The following is a 24560-nucleotide window of genomic DNA, read 5'->3' on the forward strand; positions in this document are numbered from 1 at the left end:
CTCATCCCTCGCCGTCGTCCTGGTTCGCCTTCCTGGGCCCGGGCACACGCGAGAGGGGCTCTCCCCGGTAGACGGGGAACTCCATCGTGGCGGAGCTGTCCTCGTCGAGCGCCGAAGTCGGGGCCGGGGCCAGTGGTGGGGCCAGAGGTGGGGGCGGCGTCGGTGCGGCGAGCGGTTCGCGGGCCGGGGCCTCGGCGTCCGGCCGCTTCTCGGGGGCGGGCGCCCGTTTGGTCAGCACGCCGTAGGCGATGCCGAGGCCCAGGAACAGGCACAGCAGGGCGGCGCCGATCGCGCCCTGCCAGCTGAGGCTGCTGTCGGCCTCGGGCTTGGCGGGCGGCACGATGTCGGTCGAGGTGATGAACGTGTTCGCCGGCGCGCCGAGCGCCTTCTGCCACTTGAACAGCTCGGCCGCCACACGCTCACGGGCCGCCATGAGCACGGCCGTCGCCTTCTCCGCCGAGTCGCTGTTGACCCTGACGTAGATGTAGGGGCCGTTGATGTCCAGGACGTTCGGGTTGGTGCGCCCGTCGTCGATCGTGATCTCGGTCGGGCCGTCCTTGGGGGCGCCGAGCTGCGTCCAGACGTCCTGGGTGTTCATCGCCAGGATGACGATGCTGGCTCCGGTCTTGAGGGCGTCGTTGAAGTTGAGGAAGGGGTTGGTCAGCCCCTGCTTGGCCTTGTCGTTGGAGACCGTGCCGCCGTTGACGGGGGTGGCGAGCACGAGCGAGACGTCGGCCGTGTACTGGGCCGGGATGACGAGATGGACGACGCCGCCCACCAGGACGGAGAGCAGGATGAGCGGTGGACCTAGGTGAATTCGCCGGAGAAGACCAAGGATCGCCTTCCAGAACTCCATTTTGGTACGTTCCCCCGCATCGGCGACGCTTGCCCTATAGACGGCCATCGCCGAAAAGCAGGAAGACGTTACATCGCCCCGGACCGGTTACATACCGCCGCGCCCGACCGATAGACCTACCGACTACGGCGACGGGGGTTCCCTTGGGGCTGACAGTGGAGCGTCCGGCGACGCGGGGCCGGCTGGCCGGGCTCGACGGATTACGCGGCCTGGCGGCCCTGTTCGTGGTGCTGCACCACTGCTGGTTGCTGACGTGGCCGGGGTTTCCCGTCAACGATTCGCCCGGCTGGACGAAATGGCTGCTCTACGGCCATTTCGCGGTCGTGGTGTTCATCGTCCTGTCCGGGTTCTCGCTGGCGGTCTCGCCCGCCAGGTCCGGGTGGCGGCTCGGCAGCGTCCGGACGTTCTTCCAGCGGCGGGCCTGGCGCATTCTGCCGCCGTACTGGGCGGCGCTGCTGTTCAGCCTGGTGATCGCGTGGGCGGTCATCCCGCAGCCGGGGCAGCAGCCGCCCACGGGCCAGTCGGCCCTCATCTACGGGCTGCTGCTCCAGGACGTCTTCGGCTCCCCCAGCCCCAACGGGGCCATGTGGTCGATCGCCGTCGAGGCGCAGCTCTACCTGGTGTTCCCGCTGATGCTGCTGGTCCTGCGCAGGTGGGGCGCGGCGCTGATGCTCGGCGCGGTGACCCTGATCGTCGTGGCGGTGGGGGCGCTGGCGCCCGCGGTGCCCACCGTGGAGCTGCTGATGCGGCTGGCCCCGCAGTTCGCCGCGCTCTTCGCCATCGGCGCGGTCTGCGCGGGAGTCCTGCGCACGCCGGAGGAGTCGGGCCGGGCCGCCTGGCACTGGTACGCCGCCGCGGCCGCCGCGCCGGTGCTGCTGCTGGTGGTGGCCGCCGGGCCGGTGTGGGTGGTCGGCAACTTCTTCTGGGTGGACCTCGCGATCGGCCCGGCCGCCGGACTGCTGCTGGCGGGCGTGGCCTCGGGCCGGCCGGTGTGGCTCGTACGGCTGCTCGACACCCGGCCGGTCCGGCGCCTCGGCTCCTTCTCCTACAGCCTCTACCTGATCCACGCGCCGCTGGTCGTCATGATCAACCGGCTTGTCGTCGCCCCACGCACGCCGCCCGGCATGCCCACGTTCCTCCTCACGCTCGCCCTGGCCGTGCCGGCAAGCATCGCGGCGGCGTGGTTGTTCGCGTCCGTCTTCGAGCTGCCCTTCCAGCGGCATCGGAGCTGGAAGGGCTTGCGCGAGGCCGTACGCGCGCGGGTCAGGTGAGCTTGGCCAGCGCCTCGGCCTCGTAGGCCGCGGCGAGCTCTTCCGGGATGCGGCTCAGGTCGTCGGCTCGGTGGAAGTCACGCAGGGTGGTGCCCTGGCAGGTCGCGTCCACGTTGGGCGCCGCCGCACGGGAGCGCACGTCGTCGATGTGCACGGTGCGGAAGTCGATGCTGAAGCGGGTCCTGCCGGAGGTGTTGGCGACGGTGGAGTGCAGGTGCGCCCCGGAGAACAGCATCATGCCGCCCGGCTCGGGGACCAGCCGCAGCTCGGCCCCCAGATCGAGCTCCTCCTCCGGCCTGGGCTGCTCGCGGGTGTCGCTGTGGATGTGCTGCGCGGCCGCGGGCCGGCTGACGGCGGTCCATTCCGCGTAGTCGTAGCGTCCGCTGCCGTTGCGTACGGGGCGGTCGAAGTAGTGCGGGTGCAGGGCGAAGACGTTCTCCGGGACGACCTCGTAGACCGGGATCCACCAGTTGACCTGGCAGAACGGCGCGGAGTACCAGCAGTCGCGATGCGCGTGGTAGGCGTAGGAGATCCCGGAGTCGAGATAGTGGTCGGCGGTGGAGGTGCGCAGCCTCGGCACGTCGAAGTAGGTCTTGTCGAGCGCCATGCCCTGCTCCTCCAGCAGGGCGGCGAGGATCCTCTTGCTGGTGGGGTGGTGGATGAAGCGCGGCTTGAGCTGCGCGAGCAGTGCGGCGAACTCCTCGACGGGCATCTCGTACTGGGCGGTCTGCGGGTCGCGGCCGTCGAACGCCTCCTCGATCAGCTCGCGGGCGAACTCGATCAGTTCGGTCGAGGCGGGCGTCGCGGAGTAGAGAAAGACATCACCCTGGAAGATCATTTTTCGCCGGACATCGTCGTTAATCCGGCTGTTGGCTAATAAAACGGGCATAGCGAGATATTCCCCCTCGCGTGGTGCTTTTCCTTTCTCTCGTCCCGGTCCGCTTCTTCGTTACACGGAGACCGCGCGATCACCTTTTCGAGGTGACCGCCCTGGTGGCCATCCCGGCCAGCTTGCGGCCGCGGTGCGCGAGCATCTTCCGCTGCCGCCGCCAGTACGCCCTCATCAGCACGGCACGGGCCCGCCCGCGCTGCTCCGCCGACAGCTCCATCCCGCCCAGGGCCTCGTGGATGGCGCGGAACTGCAGCGTGGTGGCGAACCGCGCGGTCCAGGCCGGCACGCCGAGCATCGAGGCGATCGCCGACAGCCGGCGTTCGCGCAGGTGGCGGTGGGCGAGCGGCTCGGGCACGTGCCCCCACGGCGCGGTCAGCGCCAGCCGGGCGGCGAAGACCTCGTCCTCGCGGATCATCCGGGGGCGCGGCACGGCGGCCACCCGCTCCCGCCGCATCAGGCCGTAGAGGGGGTCGAGCCTGAGGTGCTGGGCGGCCCACACCTCGCACAACTCCTCCAGGCGGTCGACGGGGTCGTCGGACAGCAGGCGGGTGCCGAGGTAGCGCGGCTCGTGCACGGTCCCGTCGAGCCAGGTGTAGGTGACCTCGGTGGTGACCAGGATGAGCCGCTCGTCGTCCTGGAACGGCTCAAGGGCACGGGAGACGTAGGTCGGTTCGAGGCGGTCGTCGTCGCCCATCCAGCGGAAGAACCGGCCGCGCGAGCGCCGCAGCACCTCCTCGAAGTTGTCGACGACGTGCAGGTCGCGCTCCTGCCGGTGGTAGACGATCCGGCTGTCCTCCTTGGCCAGCAGGCGGCACAGCTCCTCGGTGTCATCGGTGGAGGCGTTGTCGGAGATCACCACCTCGATCTCGGCGTGTTCCTGGGCGAGCACCGACCGGACGGCCGCCTCCAGGTGGTCCGCGCCGTTGCGGACCGGCATTCCGATGGACACCAGCATCGCTTCTCCTCAAGGTCAGCGCGCGCGGGCGGGAAGCAGCCGCACCACACGATCGCTCAGCAGGTGGAACTGGTCGCGGGTCACCACGACCAGCGTGTACGCCAGCAGCCCCGCGCCGCCCGCCACGACGAGCTGGACGAAGGGACTCCCCTCGGTCAGCATCGTCAGGCCCAGCATGACCGCCCCGCAGAGCAGCGCGCCCATGGCGGGCCGGACCAGGCCGGGCAGGACCGGCGCGAGACGTACGCCGGCCCGCTGCACGGCGATCATGGCGAGCGGGAGGGCGACCAGGACCGCCGCGACCGCCTGGCCGATCGCGGCGCCGCGGATGCCGTCGAGGTTCGCGCCGACGATGACCGCGGGGATCATCGCCGCCGCGTGCCCGAGGTTCATCCAGACGGTCGAGCGGGTGGCGCCCTGGCCGTTCAGGATGTCGAGGGCGAAGGCGGTGAGCATGCGGACCAGCATCAGCACCGCGAGGAAGCGCAGCACGCCCGCCGACTGCTCCCACTCCAGGCCGTAGATGAAGATGATCACAGGGTGGGCGAGCACCGCCATGAAGACGGCCAGCGGCAGGATCATCGCGATGAGCAGCGGCAGGCTCTTCTGCACACCGAGCGAGAGCGACTCCGGGTCCCGCTCGGCCAGCCGCGAGAAGCCGGCGATCGACACCATGCGGATGGCGCTGCCGATGATGCCGGGCACCCAGCTCGACACGTTGAAGGCCATCAGGTAGAAGCCGAGCCAGGCCGCGCCCATGATGTTGCCGACGATGATGTAGCCCACGTTGAGCAGCAGGACCTCCAGGGCGATCCCGGCCGCCGAGGGGATCCCGAACCTCAGCAGCCGCCCCGCGATCCGCCGGTCGAACCCGAACCGGTAGGGCAGCCGCGCGTAGATCAGCATGAAGACGCCGGTGACGACGGCCCCGACGAGCTGGCCCCAGGCGAAGCTGTAGGCCCCGGCCCCGTTGACCGCGAGCACGATGGCCACCGGCGCGTTGACCAGGAAGCCCGCGAGGACCGCCTTGGCGTTCTTGCCGGTGCGGAACCAGCGCAGCAGGGCCGCGCTGCGCACCGCCGTGACCGCCTCGACGAGGATGACCGCGGTGAGGATGCGCACCACGGAGGTGGCCTCCACGCTGCCCGCCAGCGCCGAGAAGTACGGCGCCCCGACCCAGAAGATCCCGTACAGGCCGAGGGCGGAGATCATGGTCAGGGTCGTGGCCGTGGGGGCGATCTCCTCCAGCCGCCCCCGCCACTGCACGACGGCCGACATGACGCCGACGTCCTTGACGACCATGACGAACTGCGTGGCCGCGAGCGCGACGGCGTACGTGCCGAAGTCGTCGGGCGAGAGCAGCCTGGCCAGGATCAGGCCGAGGACGAACGAGCCCGCACGCGTGACCAGCGTGCCGAGCAGGCTCCACACCGCCCCTCGGCCCGCCTTGCGTCCGATGTCACTGATGTCCGGGCTCGGTTGCTCTCCCATGCCCGCCTTTCCTAACTCGGCTCGCCGATCCGCTCCAGCCAGATCTCCCGCCAGAACGGGATGAACGCGCGGGGGCAGTTGGACTTGTACATGCCTTCGCAGATGATGTCGTCGAGCGTGATGCAGGGGCTTTTCATCTCCAGCATCCGGCCCGTCGACTCCTCGATGCAGCGCTCGACGCGGGCCGTCACCCGGGCCACCCGGCCGCACGAGCGCGCCATGTCCTCCTCGAAGCCGAGGCCCCGGTTGAAGCCCTTCGTGGAGAGCGTGGCGATGATCTCGTCCTTCGACTTGATCCGCACCAGCTCGCCCGGCTGGAGGTCGATCGTGCCCGTCGGGGTGGCGCCGGTGTGCGGGCCCGGCTGCACGAAGCCCCAGGCCAGGCCGTTCCTGATGCGGAGGGCGCGGGGGAACCTCCTGGACAGCCGCTGGTAGCGGTTGAACAGGCCGAAGAAGAGCGCGCGCATGGTGGCCCAGAGCCCGGAGTTCCCCACGCGTATGTCCGTGACGTACTGCCCGAGGTCGCGAAAGGGCAGCAGCTCGGGGGCGGCGCGCAGCAGCTCCGTCGCCTGGCAGCGGAAGCGCTCCTCGCCGTCGGGCGCCGGCTCCCGCCGGGTGTTGACCTCCAGGATCGGCAGCAGCGGCCGCTCGGGGCGGACCCGCTCGCCGGCCGTGGGCGGCCCGTCGACCTTCCTGACCCAGGCGGTCTTCCAGTAGAGCAGGCAGGCCGTCTGGCAGCCGCCGTGGGCCGAGCCGTCACAGCGGGAGCCGGTCAGGTGGACGGCGTCCTCCATCTTCCGCATCCCGGTCCTGGTCATCGTGTCACAGAGCTTGTTGGCCACCTTGTGGACGGTGAGCCGTTGCCCGCAGAACCGCAGCATCTCCGGCATGAACGGGAGGCTGTCCAGCTCTCCGCGCTCATCGAGGGTCGCCAGGATCTCTTCAGCACTGAGAACCTCGACCACGTCGCCGACTTTCAGCGCCAGACTCAATCCACCCACTCCTTCAGCAGGCCCGCGTTCTGCAGGGCGTTCGCCGCGTCCGCCAATGCCTGGAACGGCAGGTGCGACCGTTCCGCGATGTCGAGCAGGCTGTGCAGCCCGTCCGAGAGGTTCAGCACCCACAACATCGCCATCTGGGCCTGTTTCGTGTCACTGCGGCCGCCCAGCGAGCCGTACAGGCCGCGCGCTCCGAGCTGGGGCTCGCCGTACGGGCTGAGGTTCTGGTAGCGGCGGTTGCCCTCCAGGACCCGTACGGCGCTCCACAGCGTCTCCAGGGTGTCCTCCATGGCCTCGGGCCGTACGAAGTCGGGATTGTCGGCCGAGGTGTGGTACTCCGGGTAGCTCCCGTAGGGCGTCCTGGTCAGCGAGCCCACGGGCAGGTCGAACCCCGGCGAGCAGTACTGCCGCTCGTCGTAGCCGTAGGGCGAGAAGTCCAGGAGGGTGTGCGGCCGGTCCTTGAGCACGTACGCGAAGACCTGGTCGATCTCGGCGTCGCCGCGCCTGCTGCGCTTGTAGGTGATCGTCCCGGCGTCCCCGGCGCAGGCCAGGGTGAGGCCGTGCCTGATCCGGTCGGTGCGCTCGCGGTTCCGGGCCAGCCAGGTGATCGCGCCGATGGTGCCGGGCGCGAAGACGAACCGGTAGGTGTACCAGGGGTCGGCCAGTCTCCGGGCCAAGGCCACCGCGACCGCCACCCCGGCCAGGTTGTCGTTGGCCAGCGAGGGATGGCAGACGTGGCAGGAGATCAGCACCTCCTCCGAGCTGCGGCCCCGGATCACGTGCTCGCCGTAGGTCAGGTGGCCGTCGGCGAGCGTGGAGTCGATCCTGACCTCGTACGGGCCGTCCGCCAGCCCGTCCAGGGTGTTCTGGCTCAGGCAGAAGCCCCAGGTCTCGGCGTAGTAGCTGGTCCGGTACGGGACCAGGTCCGGCTGGCCGGGCAGCGTGTGCAGGCGCCCGCGCAGCTCCTCCAGCGACATGGTGGCCTCGACCGGCACGCTGTAGCCCACGACGTGCAGGTTGCTCCGCCGGAAGTCGACGACGCGGTTCCCGGCGGCGTCCTTGAGGTAGGCATCGCGGATGTTCCATTCGCGGGGGATCGTCCAGTCGAGGACCTTCGTGCCCGTCGGCACCTCGGTGACCTCCAGCGGGAGCGACCCGTCGATGATCTCCAGGGTGCGGCGGAGGCCGTCGCCGGTGATGCTGCGGCACAGCGGGTAGAGCCGCCGTACCAGGTCGTGCATCTCGGGGCCGGTCATGGCCGCAGGGTGTCGTCGACGGTGCCGGACTCCCGCCGGTCGGCGAGCCGGGCCAGCCTGGTGAAGCGGCGGTCGAAGTCGTGCCTGGTCAGGCCGTGCTCGCGGTAGGCGTCGATGAGCTCGACGGCGCCCGCCTTGACCGTCCAGCGGGCCTCGTACCCGAGGGCGGACCTGATCCGGGAGAAGTCGACGCGGTAGGAGCGCGGGTCGGCGCCCGTCTCGCCGGTGATGGTCAGCGTCGAACCGGGCACGGCCGCGACGACCTCGGCCGCGATCTCGGCCACGGTCACGTTGTTGACCTCGGTGCCCACGTTGAAGGCCGTGGCGTGCACGGCCTCGCGCGGCGCGGTCAGGGCGGCGGCGAACGCGTCGGCGATGTCCCTGGCGTGCACCAGCGGACGCCAGGGCGTGCCGTCGGACAGCACCCGGACCTCGCCGGTCAGGTGGGCGTGGCCCACCAGGTTGTTCAGCACGATGTCGGCGCGCAGCCTGGGCGAGAACCCGAAGGCGGTGGCGTTGCGCAGGAACACCGGGGTGAAGTCGTCGTCGGCCAGCGCGGTCAGGTCGTCCTCGACCCGCACCTTCGACTCGGCGTACGGCGTGACCGGGCGCAGCGGGGCGTCCTCGTCCAGCAGGTCCGCGCCGCCGGAGGCGCCGTAGACCGAGCAGGTGGAGGCGTACAGGAAGCGGCGCACGCCCGCCTCCTTGGCCAGCCTGGCCAGCCGTACGGAGGCGTGGTGGTTGATGTCGTAGGTCAGGTCGGGCGCGAGCGCGCCGAGCGGGTCGTTGGACAGCGCGGCCAGGTGGATCACCGCGTCGAACCCGGCGACGTGCTCGGGACCGGCGTCGCGCAGGTCCACGGCGTGCGCCTCGACCGGCTCCGGCTCGGGCCCGAGCACGCAGTCGGCGAACAGGCCGGAGTCCAGGCCGACGACCTGGTGCCCGGCCTCGGCCAGGACGGGGGCCATCACGCTGCCCAGGTAGCCCTGGTGGCCGGTGAGAAGTACCCGCATCAGTTCTCCAGATCGACGGTCAGCTTGGATACGTGGAACGCCTCGGCGTACCGCGCGTGGCACTCGATGCCCCGGATGCGGGCCAGCCCCAGGAACGCCTCTCGGTCGTACCAGGGGCGGTGCCGCTGGGAGGCGTAGTGGCGCTGGAGCAGGTCCACCTTGCGCTCGGCCACCTCCGCAGTGAGCGGCTGGTAGAGGGCGGGCGCGGCCAGGTCGCCGTCCCATTTGACGATCTCGTAGCCGAGCGTCAGGTGGTCGCGGAAGGCGGTGGGCACCAGCTCGGCCAGCCCCCGGTGGTCCTGGTGGGCGTCGCCGCGCCAGGGCGCGAGGATCAGGCCGGGCTCGGTACGGGCGCGCAGCTCCTCCACCGCGGCCTTGGCCTCCTCCCAGCGGGCCGGCAGGTAGCCGTCGGGCAGCTTGAGCACGCTCACCCGCAGGTCCGCGCCGGGGCAGAAGTCGGCCAGCGCGGCGCGTTCCTCCTCCTCCCGCTCGGTCCCGCCGCCGGACAGCACCAGCGCGTCCACGCGCAGGCCGGGACGGGCGGCGCAGATCGTCAGCAGGCTGCCGCCGGCTCCGATCGCCAGGTCGTCGCAGTGCGCGGCGAGCGCCACGACGGAGGTCACGCCTCCGGGACGCAGTCCGATCACCGGGACCGTTCCCACAGAGCCCACGGACGCACACCGCGCGAGTACGCCTCGTCCAGCTCCATGCGCTGGTTGACGGTGTCGGTGGGCCGCCAGTAGCCGCGGTGCGGGTAGGCCAGCAGGCGTCCGCGTTTGGCCAGCTCGGCGCAGCCGTCGGCGACCAGGTCGCCGTTCTCCGGGATGTGCTCGAAGACCTCCTGGGTCAGCACGAAGTAGCCGCCGTTGACCCACACCGGCATCTCGCTGACCGGTGAGATGCCGGCGACCAGCCCGTTCTCGCCGACGTCCACGCAGTGGAAGGTCTGGGACGGCGGCACCACCATCATCGAGGCGGCCGCCCCGGAGCCGGTGAACCGGTCGATGATCTCGGGCAGCGGCGCGTCGGTGAGCACGTCGGCGTAGTTGGCGAGGAACATCTCGTCATCGCCCAGATGGCTGCGGACCCGGCGTAACCGTTCGCCGATCGGGGAGTTCGTCCCGGTCTGCACGAACGAGATGGACCAGTCGGAGATGTCGCTCGACAGCAGCTCGACCTTGCCGTCGCGCAGCACGAAGTCGTTGGACGTGGCCTCCTGGTAGCGGAGGAAGAAGTCCTTGATGTGGTGGGCGCCGTACCCCAGGCACAGGATGAACTCCTTGTGTCCGAAGTGGGCGTAGTAGCGCATCACGTGCCAGAGCAGCGGTCGCGGACCGACGAGCGCCATCGGCTTGGGCACCTCGCCCGGCACACCGGTCCGCATCCGGGTGCCGAATCCTCCGCAGAACAGTACAACCTTCACACGACCTCCAGGTGTGGGATCGGGAAGACCAGCCGGCCTCCCCATTCGTGCACATAGGAGAGCTGAGCCGTGAGCTCTTCGCGCAGGTTCCACGGCAGGACCAGCACATAGTCCGGGCGGTCCTGGGCGATGCGCTCCGGCGGAGCGATCGGGATCCTGGTGCCCGGCGTGAACCTGCCGTGTTTGTACGGATTGCGATCCACCGTGTAGGCCAGCAGGTCCGGCCTGATCCCACAGTGGTTGAGCAGCGTGTTGCCCTTGCCCGGTGCGCCGTACCCGGCGACCGTCTTGCCCTCCTCGGCGGCGGTGATCAGGAATCGCAACAGGTCACGGCGGACGCGGGCGACCCGCTCCGCGAACCCCGCGTAACCGGAGAGGTCGTGCAGCCCGGCGGCCTTCTCCCTGGCGAGCACGTCGAGCACCCGGTCCGACGGGCTCCCCGAGGGGCGCGCCCACAACCGGATCGACCCGCCATGGGTGGGCACCAGCTCGACGTCGACCAGGGTCAGCCCGCCGCTCGCCAGCGCCCGCTGCGCGGAGGCCACCGTGTAGTACTGGAAGTGCTCGTGGTAGATCGTGTCGTACTGGTTCAGCTCCACGAGCGTGAGCAGGTGCTGGACCTCGATCGAGACCCAGCCGTCGTCGGCCACCAGGGCACGCAGCCCCTTGGTGAAGCCGATGACGTCGGGGATGTGCGCGTAGACGTTGTTGGCCACCACCAGGTCGGCGGGACCGTTCCCGTCTCGCACCGACGCGCCCGTCTCCGGCGTCAGGAACGCCGTGAGCGTCGGCACGCCCTTGTCCTTGGCCGCCTGGCCCACGTTGGCCGACGGCTCGATGCCGAGGCACCGGATGCCGCGTTCGACCACGTGCTGCAGCAGGTAGCCGTCGTTGCTGGCCACCTCGACCACGAACGACGGCTTCAACCGTTCCACCGCGGAGTCGACGAACCGCCGCGCGTGCTCCACCCAGGAAGCAGAGAATGACGCAAAGTAAGCGTATTCGGTGAATGTCTCTTCCGGCGTGATCAACGGCGGGATCTGGGCCAGCCAGCAGCCCGTGCATACCCGCAGATGAAGAGGATAGGTGAGCTCCGGCTGATCAAGTTGTTCCGCCGTGAGGAAGAGCTCACAGGGCGGTGTCGCCCCGAGATCCACCACGCCGACCAGGTCCGTCGAGCCGCACAACCGGCACGATGTCATCAACAAAGGGCCCCACCCAGAAATGACAAGATTTCCCCCTTTGGAAACCCACAGCCATACTTCGGGTGGGCGGCAATGAGTGTTACAAGTGTCTTCATGAAACGCCTGAGCATCGATGGAGCATTGCTCTACACCCCCCGCATCCACAGCGATCCCCGGGGCGTTTTCCTGGAAAGCTTCCGCGCCGCCGACCTTCGGGAGGCGACGGGGCGCTCGATCGAGCTGGCCCAGGTCAACTGCTCGGTCTCCAGCCGCGGCGTGCTGCGCGGCATCCACTTCGCCGACGTGCCGCCCGGCCAGGCCAAATACGTCATGTGCCTGGCGGGCGAGGCCCTGGACGTCGTCGTGGACGTCCGGGTGGGCTCGCCGACGTATGGGCGGTGGGAGGCGGTGCGGCTGGACGACGTCTCACGCCAGGGCATCTTCCTGACCGAGGGGTTGGGCCATGGCTTCATGGCCCTCAGCGAGTCGGCCACGGTCGTCTACCTCTGCTCCTCCCCGTACGACCCGGCGCACGAGCACGGCATCCACCCGCTCGACCCCGACCTGGCCATCGAGTGGCCGATCGACGTGGAGCCGGTCCTGTCGGCGAAGGACGCCGCCGCCCCCACGCTCAAGCAGGCCCGCGACGCGGGGATCCTCCCGTCGTGGTGAGCGTCGTGATCCCGGCCCACAACGAGGCCAAGGTGCTCGGCCGCCTGCTGGACGGCCTGCTCGGCGAGGCGGCGCCCGGCGAGTTCGACGTGGTGGTCGTGGCCAACGGCTGCACCGACGGCACGGCGGACGTGGCGCGGCCGTACGACGTGCGGGTGCTGACCACGCCCGTCCCGTCCAAGAGCGCGGCGCTGCGCATGGGCGACCAGGCGGCCCGCGGCTACCCCCGCCTGTACGTCGACGCCGACGTCGAGCTCAGCACCGCCTCCGCCCGCGCCCTGGCGGCCGTGCTGAGCGCGCCGGACGGGCCGCTCGCCGCCGGGCCGGAGCGGGACCTGAGGCTGGCCGGCAGCCCGTGGCCGGTGCGCGCCTACTACGCGATCTGGACGCGGCTGCCGCACGTCCGCGCCGGGCTGTTCGCCCGGGGCGTGATCGCGGTGAACGGCGTGGGCAACGAGCGCCTGCGCGCGCTGCCGCCCGTGATGGCCGACGACCTGACCGCGTCGCTGGCGTTCGCACCCGACGAACGCGTGATCGTCGGGACGGCCCGCGCGGTGATCCATCCGCCGCGCACGGTCGCCGACCTGCTGCGCCGCCGGGTCCGGGCGATGACCAGCGTCACCGAGCTGGAACGGACCTCGGCCACCGCCGGCGAGCGCACCGGGCCGCGCGACCTGGCGGCCATCGTGGCGAAGGAGCCGCGCCTGGCGGGCGCGGCCGTGGTCTTCGCCGCGATGGCCGTGCTGGCCAGGCGGCGGGCCGCCCGCGCGATCCGCGCGGGCGACTACACCACCTGGCTGCGCGACGAGAGCAGCCGGGGCTAGCTGACCGGCGTGTTCATGTCGGTGGTGATCTGGGCGGCGGTGAGCGCCTTGTTGTAGACCCGCACCTCGTCGATCAGACCGCTGAAGTAGTCGCCCGAACCGCTGTTCCCGCCGATCCGCAACGGGCTCGTCCCGGTGCGCAGGTTGCCGACCGTCGGGTTGGCCGCCACCTGCGCGCCGTTGACGAACATCCGCAACGTCGAACCGTCGTACGTCGCCGCCACATGACTCCAGGTGTTCAACGGCAGATTGCCCGCCGCCGGCGCATTCGCCCCCGAGGACGTGTAGACGAACGCCGCCGGGCCGCTGCCGCCGCTCCCCATGACCGCGTACGCCAGATCAGCCCCGAACTCCTTCATCACCACCGTCCGCCACCCCGTCACACTCGACGGACGCACCCACGCCTCCAACGTCATCCCGTTCGTCAGACGCAACGAACTGGAATCGGCCACCGTCACCCAGCTCGACGTGCCGTCGAACGACAACGCCTGGCCGTACTTGCCGGCCGTCCAGGTCGCCGCGGTGAGGGTGCCGTTGTTGCCGTTGCCGGAGGCATCGGCGACGGCCGTCCCGGTGCCCGCGTTCATGCCGTACGCCGCCACCAGCCCGCTGATCGTGGGCGGCTGGGTGACCACCGCCGACGCCTCGTTGGACGGCGGCCCTGTGTTGCTGGAGCCGTCGAAGGCCACGACGCGGTAGTAATACGTGCCCGCCGCGACCCCCGAGTCCATGAACGACGTGCTCGCGGTCGAGCCCACCTGGTTGGCCCCGGACGGCGTGAACCCAGCGGTCGCCGACCGGTGAACGGTGTACCCGGTGACGGCCACGTTGTCGGTCGAGGCCGTCCAGGTGAGCTGGGCGCTGCCCTGACCGCCGGTCGCGGCCAGCGAGCCGGGCGCGGTGGGCGGCTGGGTGTCGGGCGGTCCCTGCTGCCCGACGGGGGTGTTCATGTCGGTGGTGATCTGAGCGGCGGTGAGCGCCTTGTTGTAGACCCGCACCTCGTCGATCAGACCGCTGAAGTAGTCGCCCGAACCGCTGTTCCCGCCGATCCGCAACGGGCTCGTCCCGGTGCGCAGGTTGCCGACCGTCGGGTTGGCCGCCACCTGCGCGCCGTTGACGAACATCCGCAACGTCGAACCGTCGTACGTCGCCGCCACATGACTCCAGGTGTTCAACGGCAGATTGCCCGCCGCCGGCGCATTCGCCCCCGAGGACGTGTAGACGAACGCCGCCGGGCCGCTGCCGCCGCTCCCCATGACCGCGTACGCCAGATCAGCCCCGAACTCCTTCATCAACACCGTCCGCCACCCCGTCACACTCGACGGACGCACCCACGCCTCCAACGTCATCCCGTTCGTCAGACGCAACGAACTCGAATCGGCCACCGTCACCCAGCTCGACGTGCCGTCGAACGACAACGCCTGGCCGTACTTGCCGGTCAGGGACCAGGCCGTGTTCGCGGCCGTGCCGTTGTTGCCCTTGCCCGAGGCGTCGGCGACCGCCGTGCCGGCGCCCGCGTCCATGCCGTACGCCGCCACCAGGCCGTCCGGCACCTGGGACTGCTGGTAGGTCGCGGTGTAGGTCGCCGCGCCGGCCGGCGCCGTGACGTTGTGCGTGGCCGCGCCGCCGTCGGACCAGGAGGTGAGCGTGTAACTGGAGCCGCCGGAGCTCTGCGGCGAGGGCGCGGAGACCGAGTTGTGGGAGCCGACGATCACCGTCCTGGTGAAGGGGGCGACGGTCTGCTCGCTGTTGAAGCCGAGTTGCAACCCGGCGGGCACGGTCTGGAAGGTCAGGTTCACCGTCTTCGGCTGCAGCAGCACGCTCTTGGTGTCGGTCAGGCCGTGCGCGTCGGTCACGGTCAACCGGAGTTCCAGGTGCGACGGGTATTCGTGGTCCGGCGGCGCGAAGGAGCCACCGGTGCCGGTGAAGGTGGTGATCTCGTGCTCGTGGCAGGTGCTGGGGCAGTGATGCATGATCAGCTTCCACTGCATCCGCGAGCCGGGGATCGTGCCGTCCTGGGCGTCGGTGCCGGTGCCGGAGAACGTGATCGTGTCACCGACGGCCCACGTCAGCGAGGGCGACGGGGAGTTGATCGTCGCCGTGGGGGCCGTGTTGTTCACGTTGATCGTGACGGTCGCGTTCCCCTGGCCGCCTCGCCCGTCGTCTGTCCGCAGCTTGACCACGTAGGAGCCCGGTTGCGCGTAGGTGTAGGAGGGTGTGGCCGAGGTGGAGTCGTCGTGGTCGCCGTCGCCGTCCAGGTCCCAGCGGAAGGTGAGCGGGTCGCCGTCGGCGTCGGCGGATCCGGCGGAGGTGAAGTTCACCGTGAGCGGCGCGTTGCCCGAGGTCGCGCTGGCGCCGATGACGGCGGTCGGCGGGATGTTGTTGTACAGGTATCGGATGATCTGCCCGTTGGTGTAGTCGACCGCGAACAGGTCGCCGCCGGGGCCGGTCTGCACCTCCACGGCGGGCATCCCCGAGTCGAACGTGGTCACCGTCGCCGGGTCGGGCAGGCCGTTCGCGCCCTTGGTCATGACCCAGACGCACGACCTGCTGAAGTCGGAGAAGAACAGCGCGCCGTCGTAGGCGGCCGGGTAGGAGCCGCCCTCGTAGAACGCGACGCCGCTGGAGGACGACCCTCCTGACGGGCACGGGTCGTTCGGCGCGGGCTTGGAGGCGTGGTTCCAGGCGAAGTACGGCTGCGTCACCGCCGCCGGGCCCGCCGCGTACAGGTTCTCGCAGAGGGTCAGGTTCAGGTTGTCGTAGCCGCCCTGCCGGGCCGGGCCCTCGTAGCAGGGCCAGCCGAAGTTGCTGACCGGGCCGGTCGGAGAGGTGATGCGGTTGATCTCCTCGTAGGTGTTCCAGCCGACCTCGCCCGCCCAGATCTCGTTCGTGCCGGGCCGTACGGTGATGCGGAACGGGTTGCGCTGGCCGTAGGCGATGATCCGGGCCGCGTTGGGGTCGCTGCTCCCCGCGTTCGGGTTGCCGGGGGCGGCGGCGCCGGTGTCGGGGTCGATCCTGATGATGCTGCCGTTGAGGCCCGCCGGGTCGCCGCCGGTGCGCAGGTCCTGCGAGCGCAGCGCGCCGCCCTCGGCGGCCGGCGGGCTGAGCGCGGTGCCGACGGGCGAGGGCGGGTCACCGCACGGGTTGTCCGGGGTGACGTCGGAGCTGGTCAGGTTGTCCTGGCCGTAGTCGGCGAAGTTGAAGCTGGCGCCGTCGCCGCCGCTGGCGTAGAGCATGCCGTCGGGGCCGAACGCCAGGTCGCCGACGGAGTGGCTGGGGTGCTGCTGGCACCAGTCGGTGATCAGCGGGGTCTCGGCCACCGAGCCGCCCGAGGGCGTCAGCACGGACAACCGCCCGGTGATCAGGCAGCCGTCACCCGTCGCGCCGGGCGGGGTCGGGCACGGGTCGGCACTCGCGCCCGCGGTGCCCCAGCGCGGCGCGCTGCCGCCGGGCACCGCGTCGTAGGAGTACAGCACGTAGATGCGCGGGTCGGCCGGGAAGTCCGGGTGCAGGGCCAGGCCGAGGAGCCCGCGGTCCCAGAAGTTGTGCACCTGCGTGCGCAGGTCGGCGTAGATCGCCGGTGTGCTGTCGGTGAGGGAGTCGAAGACCTTGATCAGGCCGCTCTTCTCGGCGACGAACACCCGGCCGTCGGAGGCGAACTCGATGTTGGTCGGATTGGTCAGCCCGCTAAAGACCACCTGTCTCTGGAAGCTGCTCGGCAGTGCCTGCGCGGGCGGTGGCGCGACGATGGCCAGCCCGGTCGTGATCAGCAGGACGGAAAGGAGCGCATGGCGAAGCCGCCGTAACACGGGAACCCCCTTGAAACGGAAATATCCCCCGAGCCCTGAATCGATCTATCGCACCGATTCAGGGCCAAGTCACGCGCTTTGTCCGCAACTGGCCAGCCACGCGTACAGCAGCCACCCCAGCTCGTACGGCCGGCACTCCCGGTCCACGGCGACCGGCGGATAGACCCGGTCCAGCACGCCGAGCCGCGACCCCCTGTGCACGCCCGTCGCCATCGCCCGCAGCCCGCGCACCAGCTTGCGGGGGTCGTCCCTGGCCTCCTTGCGCCAGGTCAGCGCCAGATCGTCGAGCACGAACGAGGGCCGCTCGATCATCCAGTCGAGCCCCTTGGAGATCTCCGCCACGTACGCCGTGCCACCCGCGTCGGCCAGGTCCAGCAGCGCCATCGGCCCCATGGAGAGCTGGTGGACGCTGTAGACGGGATACCCCTCGACCACCGAGCCGGTACGGGCGTCGTAGTGCCACCACCACTCGCCCCGCGGCCCCTGGGCCCGGCAGATGCCCGCGGCCACCTGCTCGGCGGCCCGCAGCGCCTCGGCGTCGCCGGTGGCCGCGTGCAGCCTGGCCAGCGCCTGGAGCGGGTAGACCTGGTCGGCGAAGCACCCCACGTGGGCGCGGTAGCGGGGCACCAGCGGGCCCCGGCCGAGCGCGTGCGGGTAGAGCCGGTTGCCGGCCAGCCCGCCGAGCAGCCGCTCGCGGGCCCGTTCGGCGCGGCCGTCGCGCACCCCGGCCGCGACCAGGGCGGCCAGCACCCACGCCGCCTCGACGGTGTAGATCTGCTCGCCCGCGTCCAGCTCGGCGAGACGGCTCAGGGCCTGGTCGAGGTCAGAGTGCCCGCTCTCGGCCGCCGCCCAGCAGATCAGCGCGGCGTCACCGGCGCCGGTCACCTCGGGGAGCCGCTTGACCAGGTTCCCCACCAGGTCGAGGACGTCGTCACCGGCCAGCGCCGCCCGCTGCCTGGACTCCTCCATGGTGGCCACGCCGAGCGCGACGATCGCGGAGTAGCGGGTGCTGCGCCCCTCCGGCACGGCCGTCCAGGTGCCGTCGGCCTGCTGCCGGCCCCGGCGGGTGAAGACGAAGCCGCCGTCGCGGTATCCGGGGGGCAGGCCGCGTACCGACAGGTCCAGCATGTCCCGCACGAAGTCCTGGTGGCCGGAGCTCAGCAGAGCGATCCGGTGATCCGTCACGTCGTCTCCTCGATCCTGCGTCTGACACCGGCCCACTCCCTGATCACCAGGAGCAGGAATCTGCCGTTGGTGCGCACGTAGCGCGGCCCGAGCCGCAACGGCTCCTGGAGCATGCGGTAGAGCCATTCCAGCCCTAATCGCTGCCAGCGCAGCGGCGCCCTCCGGGTGCGCCCGGCCAGCACGTCGAACGAGCCGCCCACGCCGTGGATGATCCGCGCGCCGGTGCGCTCCCCCCACTCGCGGATGAAGATCTCCTTCTTCGGCGAGGTGATGCCCAGGAACAGCAGGTCGGCCCGCGAGGCGGCGATCTCGGCGGCGACCTCGCCCGACTCCTCCGGCGCGAAGTAGCCGTCGCGGGAGCCGGCGACGGCCAGGCCCGGGTAGCGGGCGCGCACCTCGTCCAGCACCCCGGCCAGCACCTCGGCGGTCGCGCCGAGGAAGTAGGCCCGGTAGCCGCGCCGGGCGCCCTCGGCCATCAGCTCGGTGAACAGGTCGATGCCCGCCACCCGCTCGGGGAGGCGGTGGCCGAGCACCCGCGCGGCCCAGACCACCGACTGCCCGTCGGCCAGCACGAGGTCGCTGTCCAGCACCGACTGGCGCAGGGCGGCGTCCGCGCGCATGTTGACGACCTTGGCGGCGTTCACCACGCCGATGGTCAGCCTGCCGTCCGCCGCGACGGCCGCCACGCAACGGTCGATCACCTGGCTCATGGTGAGGGCGTCCAGCACGGTGCCGAACACCGTCTTCCTCTCTGGCAACCTCGTCATCCGTCCCCCTGGGTGTCCATGACATATCGGTCTCGGCTCCGGAAACGTCACATCAAGGAAGGACCAGCTCGGTGAGCGTCGCCCGGTGGTCGGTCCTCGGCACCCGCAGGGTCTGGAAGCTCCGGATCGCGATCCGCCGGTCGGCCAGCACGTGGTCGATGGCCACCTTCGGGAACAGCCGCGGCTGCTCGTAGTAGGGCCACGTCATGGAGAGCCCCTTCCCGGTGACGTCGGCGGCGTCCCGGTAGCCCGTGGCGATCAGATCGCGCAGCACCGCGTGGTCGAGGGTGGAGTTGAAGTCCCCGGCCAGGATCCGCAGGGGCGCCGCGGCGGGCGGCAGCGCCCGGATGCTGGACGCCCAGCACGCCGTCCGCCAGCCCTCCGAGGGCGCGCACGCGTGCACCGCGACGATCTCGGCCTCCCGCCCGCCCGGCAGCGTGACGACGGCGGGCAGGTGGCGCGGGCTCTCCTCGAAGGGCGGCGCCGCGATCGGCAGGTCCGCCGCCCGCAGCGGGTAACGCGAGTAGATCGCCGCCCCCGACGAGTCCTCCCCCGGCAGCACGATCCGGTACGGCAGCAGCCGCGCCAGCCCCAGCTCCTCCACCCGCTCCCGCATCAGGCCGGTGAACTCCAGCAGGTTCAGCACGTCCGGCCGCTCGCGCTCGACCGTCTCCACCAGCACCGGCGGCAGCACGGAGGAGTGCAGCAGGTTGACCGCCATCACCCGCAGCACCGGCCCGGCGGCCGGCGGGTTGCCCTCGGGCACCGCGCGCGGCACGACGGCCACCGCGAACGCGCACGTCACGGCGAGCGCGGCGGCGATCAGCGGCCAGGAGCGCAGGTGGAACGCGAAGCCCAGCGGCACCACCGACAGCGCCGCCGCGTACGGCGTGAACGACACGAGCTGCGACCACAGGAACTTCGGCTCCCACCCGGACAGCCGCAGCCCCGCCCAGCCCGCCAGGCCCGCCACCATGAGCCACAGCACCGCGCCGCCTACGCGACGCCGCACCGGCGCCCGTGCGTCAGCGCCGGCCAGGCCGCGCGCAGCGCCTGGTCCCAGTCCCGGATCGGCTCTCCCCTGGTGTGCGCGAGCACGCTGTTGGCCGGACGCCGGGCCGGCCGGGGGAAGCCCGCCGAGCTCACCGGGCGCACCCGCTCCGGGTCCAGGCCGAGCAGCGTGAAGATCTCCTTGGCCAGGCCGCACCATGTCGTCTCCCCGGAGCTGGTGCCGTGGTAGACGCCCGGCGGCAGCTCGGACTGCGCCAGCCGTACCAGGTAGTCGGCCAGGTCGGCGGTCCACGTCGGCTGGCCGTGCTGGTCGTCGACGACGTCCACGGTGTCGCGCTCGGCCGCCAGCCTGATCATGGTGCGCACGAAGTTGGGGCCGGCCGCGCCGTACAGCCAGGCGCTGCGCACCACGTGGTGCCCGTGCTCCAGCGCCGCCCGCTCACCGGCAAGCTTGGTCCTGCCGTACGCGTTCACCGGCGCGGTCGGCGCGTCCTCCGGGTACGGCGCCGGCGCGGTGCCGTCGAAGACGTAGTCGGTGGACACGTGCACGAGCCGCGCCCCGGCCCGCGCGCAGCTCTCGGCCAGCCAGCCCACCGCGTGCCCGTTGATCTCCAGCGCCTCGGCCTCGTGGGTCTCGGCGTCGTCCACGGCGGTCCAGGCGGCGCAGTTGACCACCACTCCGGGCCGGTAGGCGGTGACGAAGTCGCGGACCGAGCGCCGGTCGCACAGGTCGAGCTCGGAACGGCCGAGCGCGAGCACCGGATCGCCGGTCCGCGCCGCCCGTTCGAGCACGTCGGCGGCCAGCATGCCGCCGCCGCCCGTGACGAGCCACCTCATGACAGACCTCCGGTCACGAGGGCCACCAGTCGCGGTGGTCGGCGTACCAGCGGACGGTGTCCTTCAGCCCCTGGTCGAACGGGATCTCCGGGCGATAGCCGAGCTTGCGCAGCTTGGCGTCGTCCAGGGAGTACCTGCGGTCGTGGCCCTTGCGGTCCTCGACGTAGCGCACCGAGTCCCAGTCGCGGCCGCAGGCTTCGAGCAGGCGGCCGGTCAGCTCCTTGTTCGTCAGCTCGGCGGTGCCGGCGATGTGGTAGACCTCGCCGGGCTCGCCCTTCTCGGCGACCAGGCGGATTCCGGCGCAGTGGTCCTCGGCGTGGATCCAGTCGCGCACGTTGCCGCCGTCGCCGTACAGCGGGACCTGGCGGCCGCGCAGCAGGTTCGTGACGAACAGCGGGATCAGCTTCTCGGGGTACTGCCGGGGGCCGTAGTTGTTGCCGCAGCGGGTGATCGACACGTCCAGGCCGTAGGTGATCGCGTACGAGCGGGCGATCAGGTCGCCGCCCGCCTTGCTGGCCGCGTACGGCGAACGCGGGCGCACCGGCGCGGACTCGTCCCAGGAGCCGATGTCGATCGACCCGTAGACCTCGTCCGTCGAGACCTGGACGACCTTCGGCGTGCCCGCCTCCAGGCACGCCTGGAGCAGCGTCTGGGTGCCGAGCACGTTGGTCCGCATGAACTCGGCGGCGGCGCCCTCGATCGACCGGTCGACGTGGGACTCGGCGGCGAAGTTCACCACCAGGTCATGACCCGGGACGACCTCGCGCAGCAACTCCGCGTCGCAGATGTCGCCGTGGACGAACTCGTGGCGCACGCCTTCGAGGTTGGCGCGGTTCCCGGCGTAGGTGAGCTTGTCGAGGACGGTCACGTACGCGTCGTGCAGCCCCCGGACGAAGTGGGAGCCGATGAACCCCGCGCCGCCCGTCACCAGAATTCTTGTCATGTAGTGATCTGTACCTTGCTGTGATCGCCCAGCACGAGACGGTGGGCTCTGGGCGTGTTGGGCGCTCGGGTGACCTCGACGTCGTGGCCGATCAGGGACGCCTCGATCCGGCCCACGCCGTCGATGGACGCCCGAGGGAGCAGGATCGAGTATTCGATCTCGCTGCCGGTGACCACGCACGACGCGCCGACCGAGGTGAACGGCCCGACGTAGCTGTCCTGGATGCGCGCACCCCGGCCGATGATCGCCGGGCCGACCACGCGGGAGCGCTCGACCACCGCGTCCGGCTCGACCACGACCCGGCCGATCAGCTCGCTGGCCTCGTCGACCCGCCCGCGCACGCCGGGCTCGACCGACTCCAGGACCAGCCGGTTGACCTCCAGCATGTCGGTGACGTTGCCGGTGTCCTTCCAGTATCCCGAGATCACCGACGACTCCACGCGCAGCCCGGCCTCGATCAGCCACTGGATCGCGTCGGTGATCTCCAGCTCGCCCCGCCACGACGGCTTGAGCTCGGCGACGGCGGCGTGGATCGCCGGGCTGAACAGGTAGACGCCGACCAGCGCCAGATCGCTCTTGGGGCTGGCCGGCTTCTCCTCCAGGCCGACCACGCGGCCCTCCGCGTCCAGCTCGGCGACCCCGAACTGGCCGGGGTCGCCGACTCTGGTCAGCATGATCTGCGCGGCGGGCCGTTCCCTGGTGAACCTGTCCACCAGGTCGTTGATGCCCCCGACGACGAAGTTGTCGCCCAGGTACATCACGAAGTCGTCGTCGCCCAGGTACTCGCGGGCGATCAGCACGCCGTGCGCCAGCCCGAGCGGCGCCTCCTGGCGGAGGTAGGTCACCTGCAGCCCGAACGCCGAGCCGTCCCCGACGGCCGACTCGATCTCCGCCTGCGTGTCCCCGACCACCAGGCCGAGCTCCCTGATCCCGGCCGCCGCGATGGCCTCCAGCCCGTAGAACAGGACCGGCTTGTTGGCGACGGGGACCAGTTGCTTGGCCGAGGTGTGCGTGATGGGCCGGAGCCGTGTGCCCGACCCCCCGGCGAGCACGAGTGCCTTCACTGCTAGTAAGCCCCTTCTCCACGGGTGACGACGGACCAGGTCTTCCACAGGATCTGCAGGTCGAGCAGGAGCGACCAGTTCTCCACGTAACGCAGGTCGAGCCGTACGGACTCCTCCCACGTCAGGTCGGAACGGCCGCTGACCTGCCAGAGGCCGGTCATGCCTGGCTTGACCACCAGGCGGCGGCGCACGTCGGCGCCGTACCTGGCGACCTCCTCCGGCAGCGGCGGACGGGGGCCCACGAGGGACATCTCACCACGGATCACATTGAGCAGCTGCGGCAGCTCGTCCAGGGAGTAACGGCGCAGGAAGGCGCCCACCCGGGTGATCCTTGGATCGTTCCTAATCTTGAACAGCACCCCGTCGAACTCGTTCGCCTCAAGAAGCTGGTGCTTGAGCCGTTCCGCGTCGACCACCATCGTGCGGAACTTCACCACCCGGAACTCCCTGCCGCCCCTGCCCACCCTGGTCTGGTGGAACAGCGCGGGACCCTGGCTGGTCAGCCTGATCACCAGGGCGAGCGCCAGCAGCGGCAGCGCGAGCACCAGCAGGGCCGCGCCGGCCACCAGGCGGTCGAAGACCGACTTCGCGAACTGCCGCGTGCCGTCGAACTCCGGGTGCTCCACGTGCAGCAGCGGCATCCCGGCCACCGGCCTGATGCTGATGCGCGGGCCGGCGACGTCCATGAGCGCGGGCGCGACGAACAGGTCCGTACGCGCCGTCTCCAGGCTCCAGGCCAGCCGGCGCAGCGCCGCCCCGTCCAGTTCGGGACAGGCCAGGACGGCCACCGCGTCGGCCCGCGAGTGGGCCACGACCTCGGCGACGTCGCCGAAGGAGCCCATCACGGGGATGCCGTCGAGGTCGACGTCCAGCGTGTCGTGCGGCAGGCAGGCCCCGACGACCTGCATGCCGTGGTGCGGCTGGCGGCGGAACTGCACGACGAGGTCGAGGATCGACTCCCGGTGCCCGACCGCGATCACCTGCCGCATGTACTCGCCGATCGCCCGCCTGCGATGCAGCCGCTTGCGCATGCGGTAGCGGAAGTAGAGCGTGGCGATCAGCACCAGCGGCAGCATCGCCATGACGAAGCTGCGCGCGATGGCCGTCTGCGTGGCGTAGGCCAGGACGGCCGTGGTGGCCATCAGCCCGATCCCGCCGGTGAAGACGGCCTTGAACTCCTCCGGGCCCTCACCGTTGGCGCGCTGGCGGTACGCGCCTCCCATCTTGAGCGCTGCCGGCCACGCGACGAGCAGGCCGAGCCCGAGCACGTACTCGGCGATCGGCACGTACACGCCGGAGGCCAGGCGTACGCCCAGCACGCACACGCACGCGAGCAGCGCGCATGCCGTGTCTCCGCCTAACAGGAGCCGCAGGTACGCCCGGGTCCAGATGCTGGACTCAAGGCGTGGCGCGGCCTTGAGGAGCACAGCAGTGGACTCCCCAGTCCCCACCCTCATAGCACCACCCTGTGATAACTGCTTTCACCGCGATAACAGGACGTTCCTTGTGCCACATAGGTTGACAATGACCCATGCGTTATCAAGGGCGGCGGCCCCCACTAAAGAGTAAAGATCGATTCCAACCTGGGGAATAACGGGAAATGTCCACAATCGGACGTCGATCTAGGGGTTTCGGGGGTTGACGGAACGATCCAAAAGTGCAGCACGCAGGCGAGGAAATGTGATGTTTATGGCGACATTTCGCCAGGTAACAGGCTAGCGAACGCGCTAGTCGTACTCCAGATCCGGCAATGCGGACGGCGGATCAGGGCTGCGCCACACGACCACAACCCCGTCACGCGCGGAATCGGCGGCCAGGTTCAGCCGGTCGAGATCGAAATCGGGCAAATAGCGTAGACGGGCGAGAAAGGTGGCATCAGTCGCGGAACGCGGCACCACGCAGCCTTCGCCCTCACGATCGAGCAGGATGAAGAGAACGTCTTCCCCGGATTCGGTGGCGACCCGGACCTCCGCCACGTCCTCCCACGCAAGGGCCTCGACGCTGCCGTCGGCGTAGTGACGGGTGACGCCCTCTTCGGTGACATATACGTAGGAGTCCGGCATCGGGTTGCCGTGCATGGCCGCGATTCTTGCGAGTTCCGGGCTTGTC

General features: G+C 70.6%; 22 protein-coding genes. 3 read left to right on the top strand and 19 right to left on the bottom strand.

Annotation, left to right across the window (positions count from 1 at the left end):
• Position 1: 1 nt before the first annotated feature.
• Complete coding sequence (locus tag ABZ815_RS00210) at positions 2-856, bottom strand: hypothetical protein (protein ID WP_357692283.1); 855 nt, start codon at positions 854-856, stop codon at positions 2-4.
• Positions 857-999: 143 nt separating this feature from the next.
• Here ABZ815_RS00210 and ABZ815_RS00215 point away from each other — a divergent pair, with 143 nt between their 5' ends.
• Positions 1000-2127 carry an acyltransferase gene (locus ABZ815_RS00215; RefSeq protein WP_357692285.1) on the top strand — a complete coding sequence of 376 codons (1128 nt, stop codon included), beginning with the start codon at positions 1000-1002 and terminating at the stop codon, positions 2125-2127.
• Here ABZ815_RS00215 and ABZ815_RS00220 read toward each other — a convergent pair.
• From ABZ815_RS00220 to ABZ815_RS00260, 9 genes are all read right to left on the bottom strand, one after another.
• Complete coding sequence (locus tag ABZ815_RS00220) at positions 2120-2965, bottom strand: hypothetical protein (protein ID WP_357692287.1); 846 nt, start codon at positions 2963-2965, stop codon at positions 2120-2122. The genes ABZ815_RS00215 and ABZ815_RS00220 overlap by 8 nt on opposite strands.
• Positions 2966-3095: 130 nt before the next feature.
• Entirely contained in the window at positions 3096-3974 is an 879-nt protein-coding gene (locus ABZ815_RS00225) for a glycosyltransferase family A protein (RefSeq protein WP_357692289.1), read from the bottom strand.
• A gap of 15 nt (positions 3975-3989) precedes the next feature.
• The gene (locus ABZ815_RS00230; RefSeq protein WP_357692291.1) at positions 3990-5465 is read right to left on the bottom strand and encodes an oligosaccharide flippase family protein; all 1476 of its coding nucleotides are present in this window, start codon (positions 5463-5465) and stop codon (positions 3990-3992) included.
• 11 nt (positions 5466-5476) lie between these two features.
• Positions 5477-6457, bottom strand: coding sequence for a hypothetical protein (locus tag ABZ815_RS00235; protein WP_357692293.1), 981 nt, complete (start codon positions 6455-6457; stop codon positions 5477-5479).
• The gene (locus ABZ815_RS00240) at positions 6454-7719 is read right to left on the bottom strand and encodes a DUF4910 domain-containing protein (RefSeq protein ID WP_357692295.1); all 1266 of its coding nucleotides are present in this window, start codon (positions 7717-7719) and stop codon (positions 6454-6456) included. The genes ABZ815_RS00235 and ABZ815_RS00240 overlap by 4 nt, the downstream gene beginning before the upstream one ends.
• A complete protein-coding gene (locus ABZ815_RS00245) occupies positions 7716-8732 on the bottom strand; it encodes an SDR family oxidoreductase (RefSeq protein ID WP_357692297.1) in 1017 nt (338 codons plus the stop codon). Before ABZ815_RS00245 ends, ABZ815_RS00240 begins: the two co-directional genes overlap by 4 nt.
• Entirely contained in the window at positions 8732-9379 is a 648-nt protein-coding gene (locus ABZ815_RS00250; protein WP_357692299.1) for a PIG-L family deacetylase, read from the bottom strand. Before ABZ815_RS00250 ends, ABZ815_RS00245 begins: the two co-directional genes overlap by 1 nt.
• A complete protein-coding gene (locus ABZ815_RS00255; RefSeq protein ID WP_357692301.1) occupies positions 9376-10155 on the bottom strand; it encodes a sugar phosphate nucleotidyltransferase in 780 nt (259 codons plus the stop codon). Before ABZ815_RS00255 ends, ABZ815_RS00250 begins: the two co-directional genes overlap by 4 nt.
• Positions 10152-11357 carry a class I SAM-dependent methyltransferase gene (locus tag ABZ815_RS00260; RefSeq protein ID WP_357693526.1) on the bottom strand — a complete coding sequence of 402 codons (1206 nt, stop codon included), beginning with the start codon at positions 11355-11357 and terminating at the stop codon, positions 10152-10154. The genes ABZ815_RS00255 and ABZ815_RS00260 overlap by 4 nt, the downstream gene beginning before the upstream one ends.
• A gap of 96 nt (positions 11358-11453) precedes the next feature.
• Between ABZ815_RS00260 and rfbC the strand changes: the two genes are divergently transcribed.
• Together rfbC and ABZ815_RS00270 are read left to right on the top strand one after the other, a co-directional pair.
• Positions 11454-12011 carry a dTDP-4-dehydrorhamnose 3,5-epimerase gene (gene rfbC, locus ABZ815_RS00265; RefSeq protein ID WP_357692303.1) on the top strand — a complete coding sequence of 186 codons (558 nt, stop codon included), beginning with the start codon at positions 11454-11456 and terminating at the stop codon, positions 12009-12011.
• Positions 12005-12835: a glycosyltransferase gene (locus ABZ815_RS00270; protein WP_357692305.1), complete on the top strand. Its 831-nt coding sequence runs from the start codon at positions 12005-12007 to the stop codon at positions 12833-12835. Before rfbC ends, ABZ815_RS00270 begins: the two co-directional genes overlap by 7 nt.
• Here the strand turns inward: ABZ815_RS00270 and ABZ815_RS00275 are convergent.
• From ABZ815_RS00275 to ABZ815_RS00315, 9 genes are all read right to left on the bottom strand, one after another.
• On the bottom strand, positions 12832-16644 hold the full coding sequence (locus ABZ815_RS00275; protein WP_357692307.1) for a LamG-like jellyroll fold domain-containing protein: 3813 nt from the start codon (positions 16642-16644) through the stop codon (positions 12832-12834). The two genes, ABZ815_RS00270 and ABZ815_RS00275, sit on opposite strands and share 4 nt — an antisense overlap.
• 69 nt (positions 16645-16713) lie before the next feature.
• Complete coding sequence (locus tag ABZ815_RS00280) at positions 16714-17829, bottom strand: hypothetical protein (protein WP_357692309.1); 1116 nt, start codon at positions 17827-17829, stop codon at positions 16714-16716.
• Entirely contained in the window at positions 17826-18596 is a 771-nt protein-coding gene (locus ABZ815_RS00285; protein WP_357692311.1) for a WecB/TagA/CpsF family glycosyltransferase, read from the bottom strand. The genes ABZ815_RS00280 and ABZ815_RS00285 overlap by 4 nt, the downstream gene beginning before the upstream one ends.
• A 52-nt stretch (positions 18597-18648) precedes the next feature.
• Positions 18649-19608, bottom strand: a complete 960-nt coding sequence (locus ABZ815_RS00290; protein WP_357692313.1) for an endonuclease/exonuclease/phosphatase family protein — start codon at positions 19606-19608, stop codon at positions 18649-18651.
• Entirely contained in the window at positions 19593-20444 is an 852-nt protein-coding gene (gene rfbD, locus ABZ815_RS00295) for a dTDP-4-dehydrorhamnose reductase (RefSeq protein ID WP_357692315.1), read from the bottom strand. The genes ABZ815_RS00290 and rfbD overlap by 16 nt, the downstream gene beginning before the upstream one ends.
• Positions 20445-20457: 13 nt before the next feature.
• Positions 20458-21387 carry a dTDP-glucose 4,6-dehydratase gene (gene rfbB / locus ABZ815_RS00300; protein ID WP_357692317.1) on the bottom strand — a complete coding sequence of 310 codons (930 nt, stop codon included), beginning with the start codon at positions 21385-21387 and terminating at the stop codon, positions 20458-20460.
• Positions 21384-22451, bottom strand: coding sequence for a glucose-1-phosphate thymidylyltransferase (locus tag ABZ815_RS00305; RefSeq protein WP_357692319.1), 1068 nt, complete (start codon positions 22449-22451; stop codon positions 21384-21386). Before ABZ815_RS00305 ends, rfbB begins: the two co-directional genes overlap by 4 nt.
• Positions 22452-22453: 2 nt before the next feature.
• Positions 22454-23908 (bottom strand): sugar transferase, encoded by a 1455-nt coding sequence (locus ABZ815_RS00310; RefSeq protein ID WP_357692321.1) that lies wholly within the window; start codon positions 23906-23908, stop codon positions 22454-22456.
• A gap of 270 nt (positions 23909-24178) precedes the next feature.
• Positions 24179-24529, bottom strand: a complete 351-nt coding sequence (locus ABZ815_RS00315) for a hypothetical protein (protein ID WP_357692323.1) — start codon at positions 24527-24529, stop codon at positions 24179-24181.
• Between the last annotated feature and the right edge of the window lie 31 nt (positions 24530-24560).

This window comes from Nonomuraea sp. NPDC047529 (genome assembly GCF_040642995.1).
GTDB lineage: Bacteria > Actinomycetota > Actinomycetes > Streptosporangiales > Streptosporangiaceae > Nonomuraea.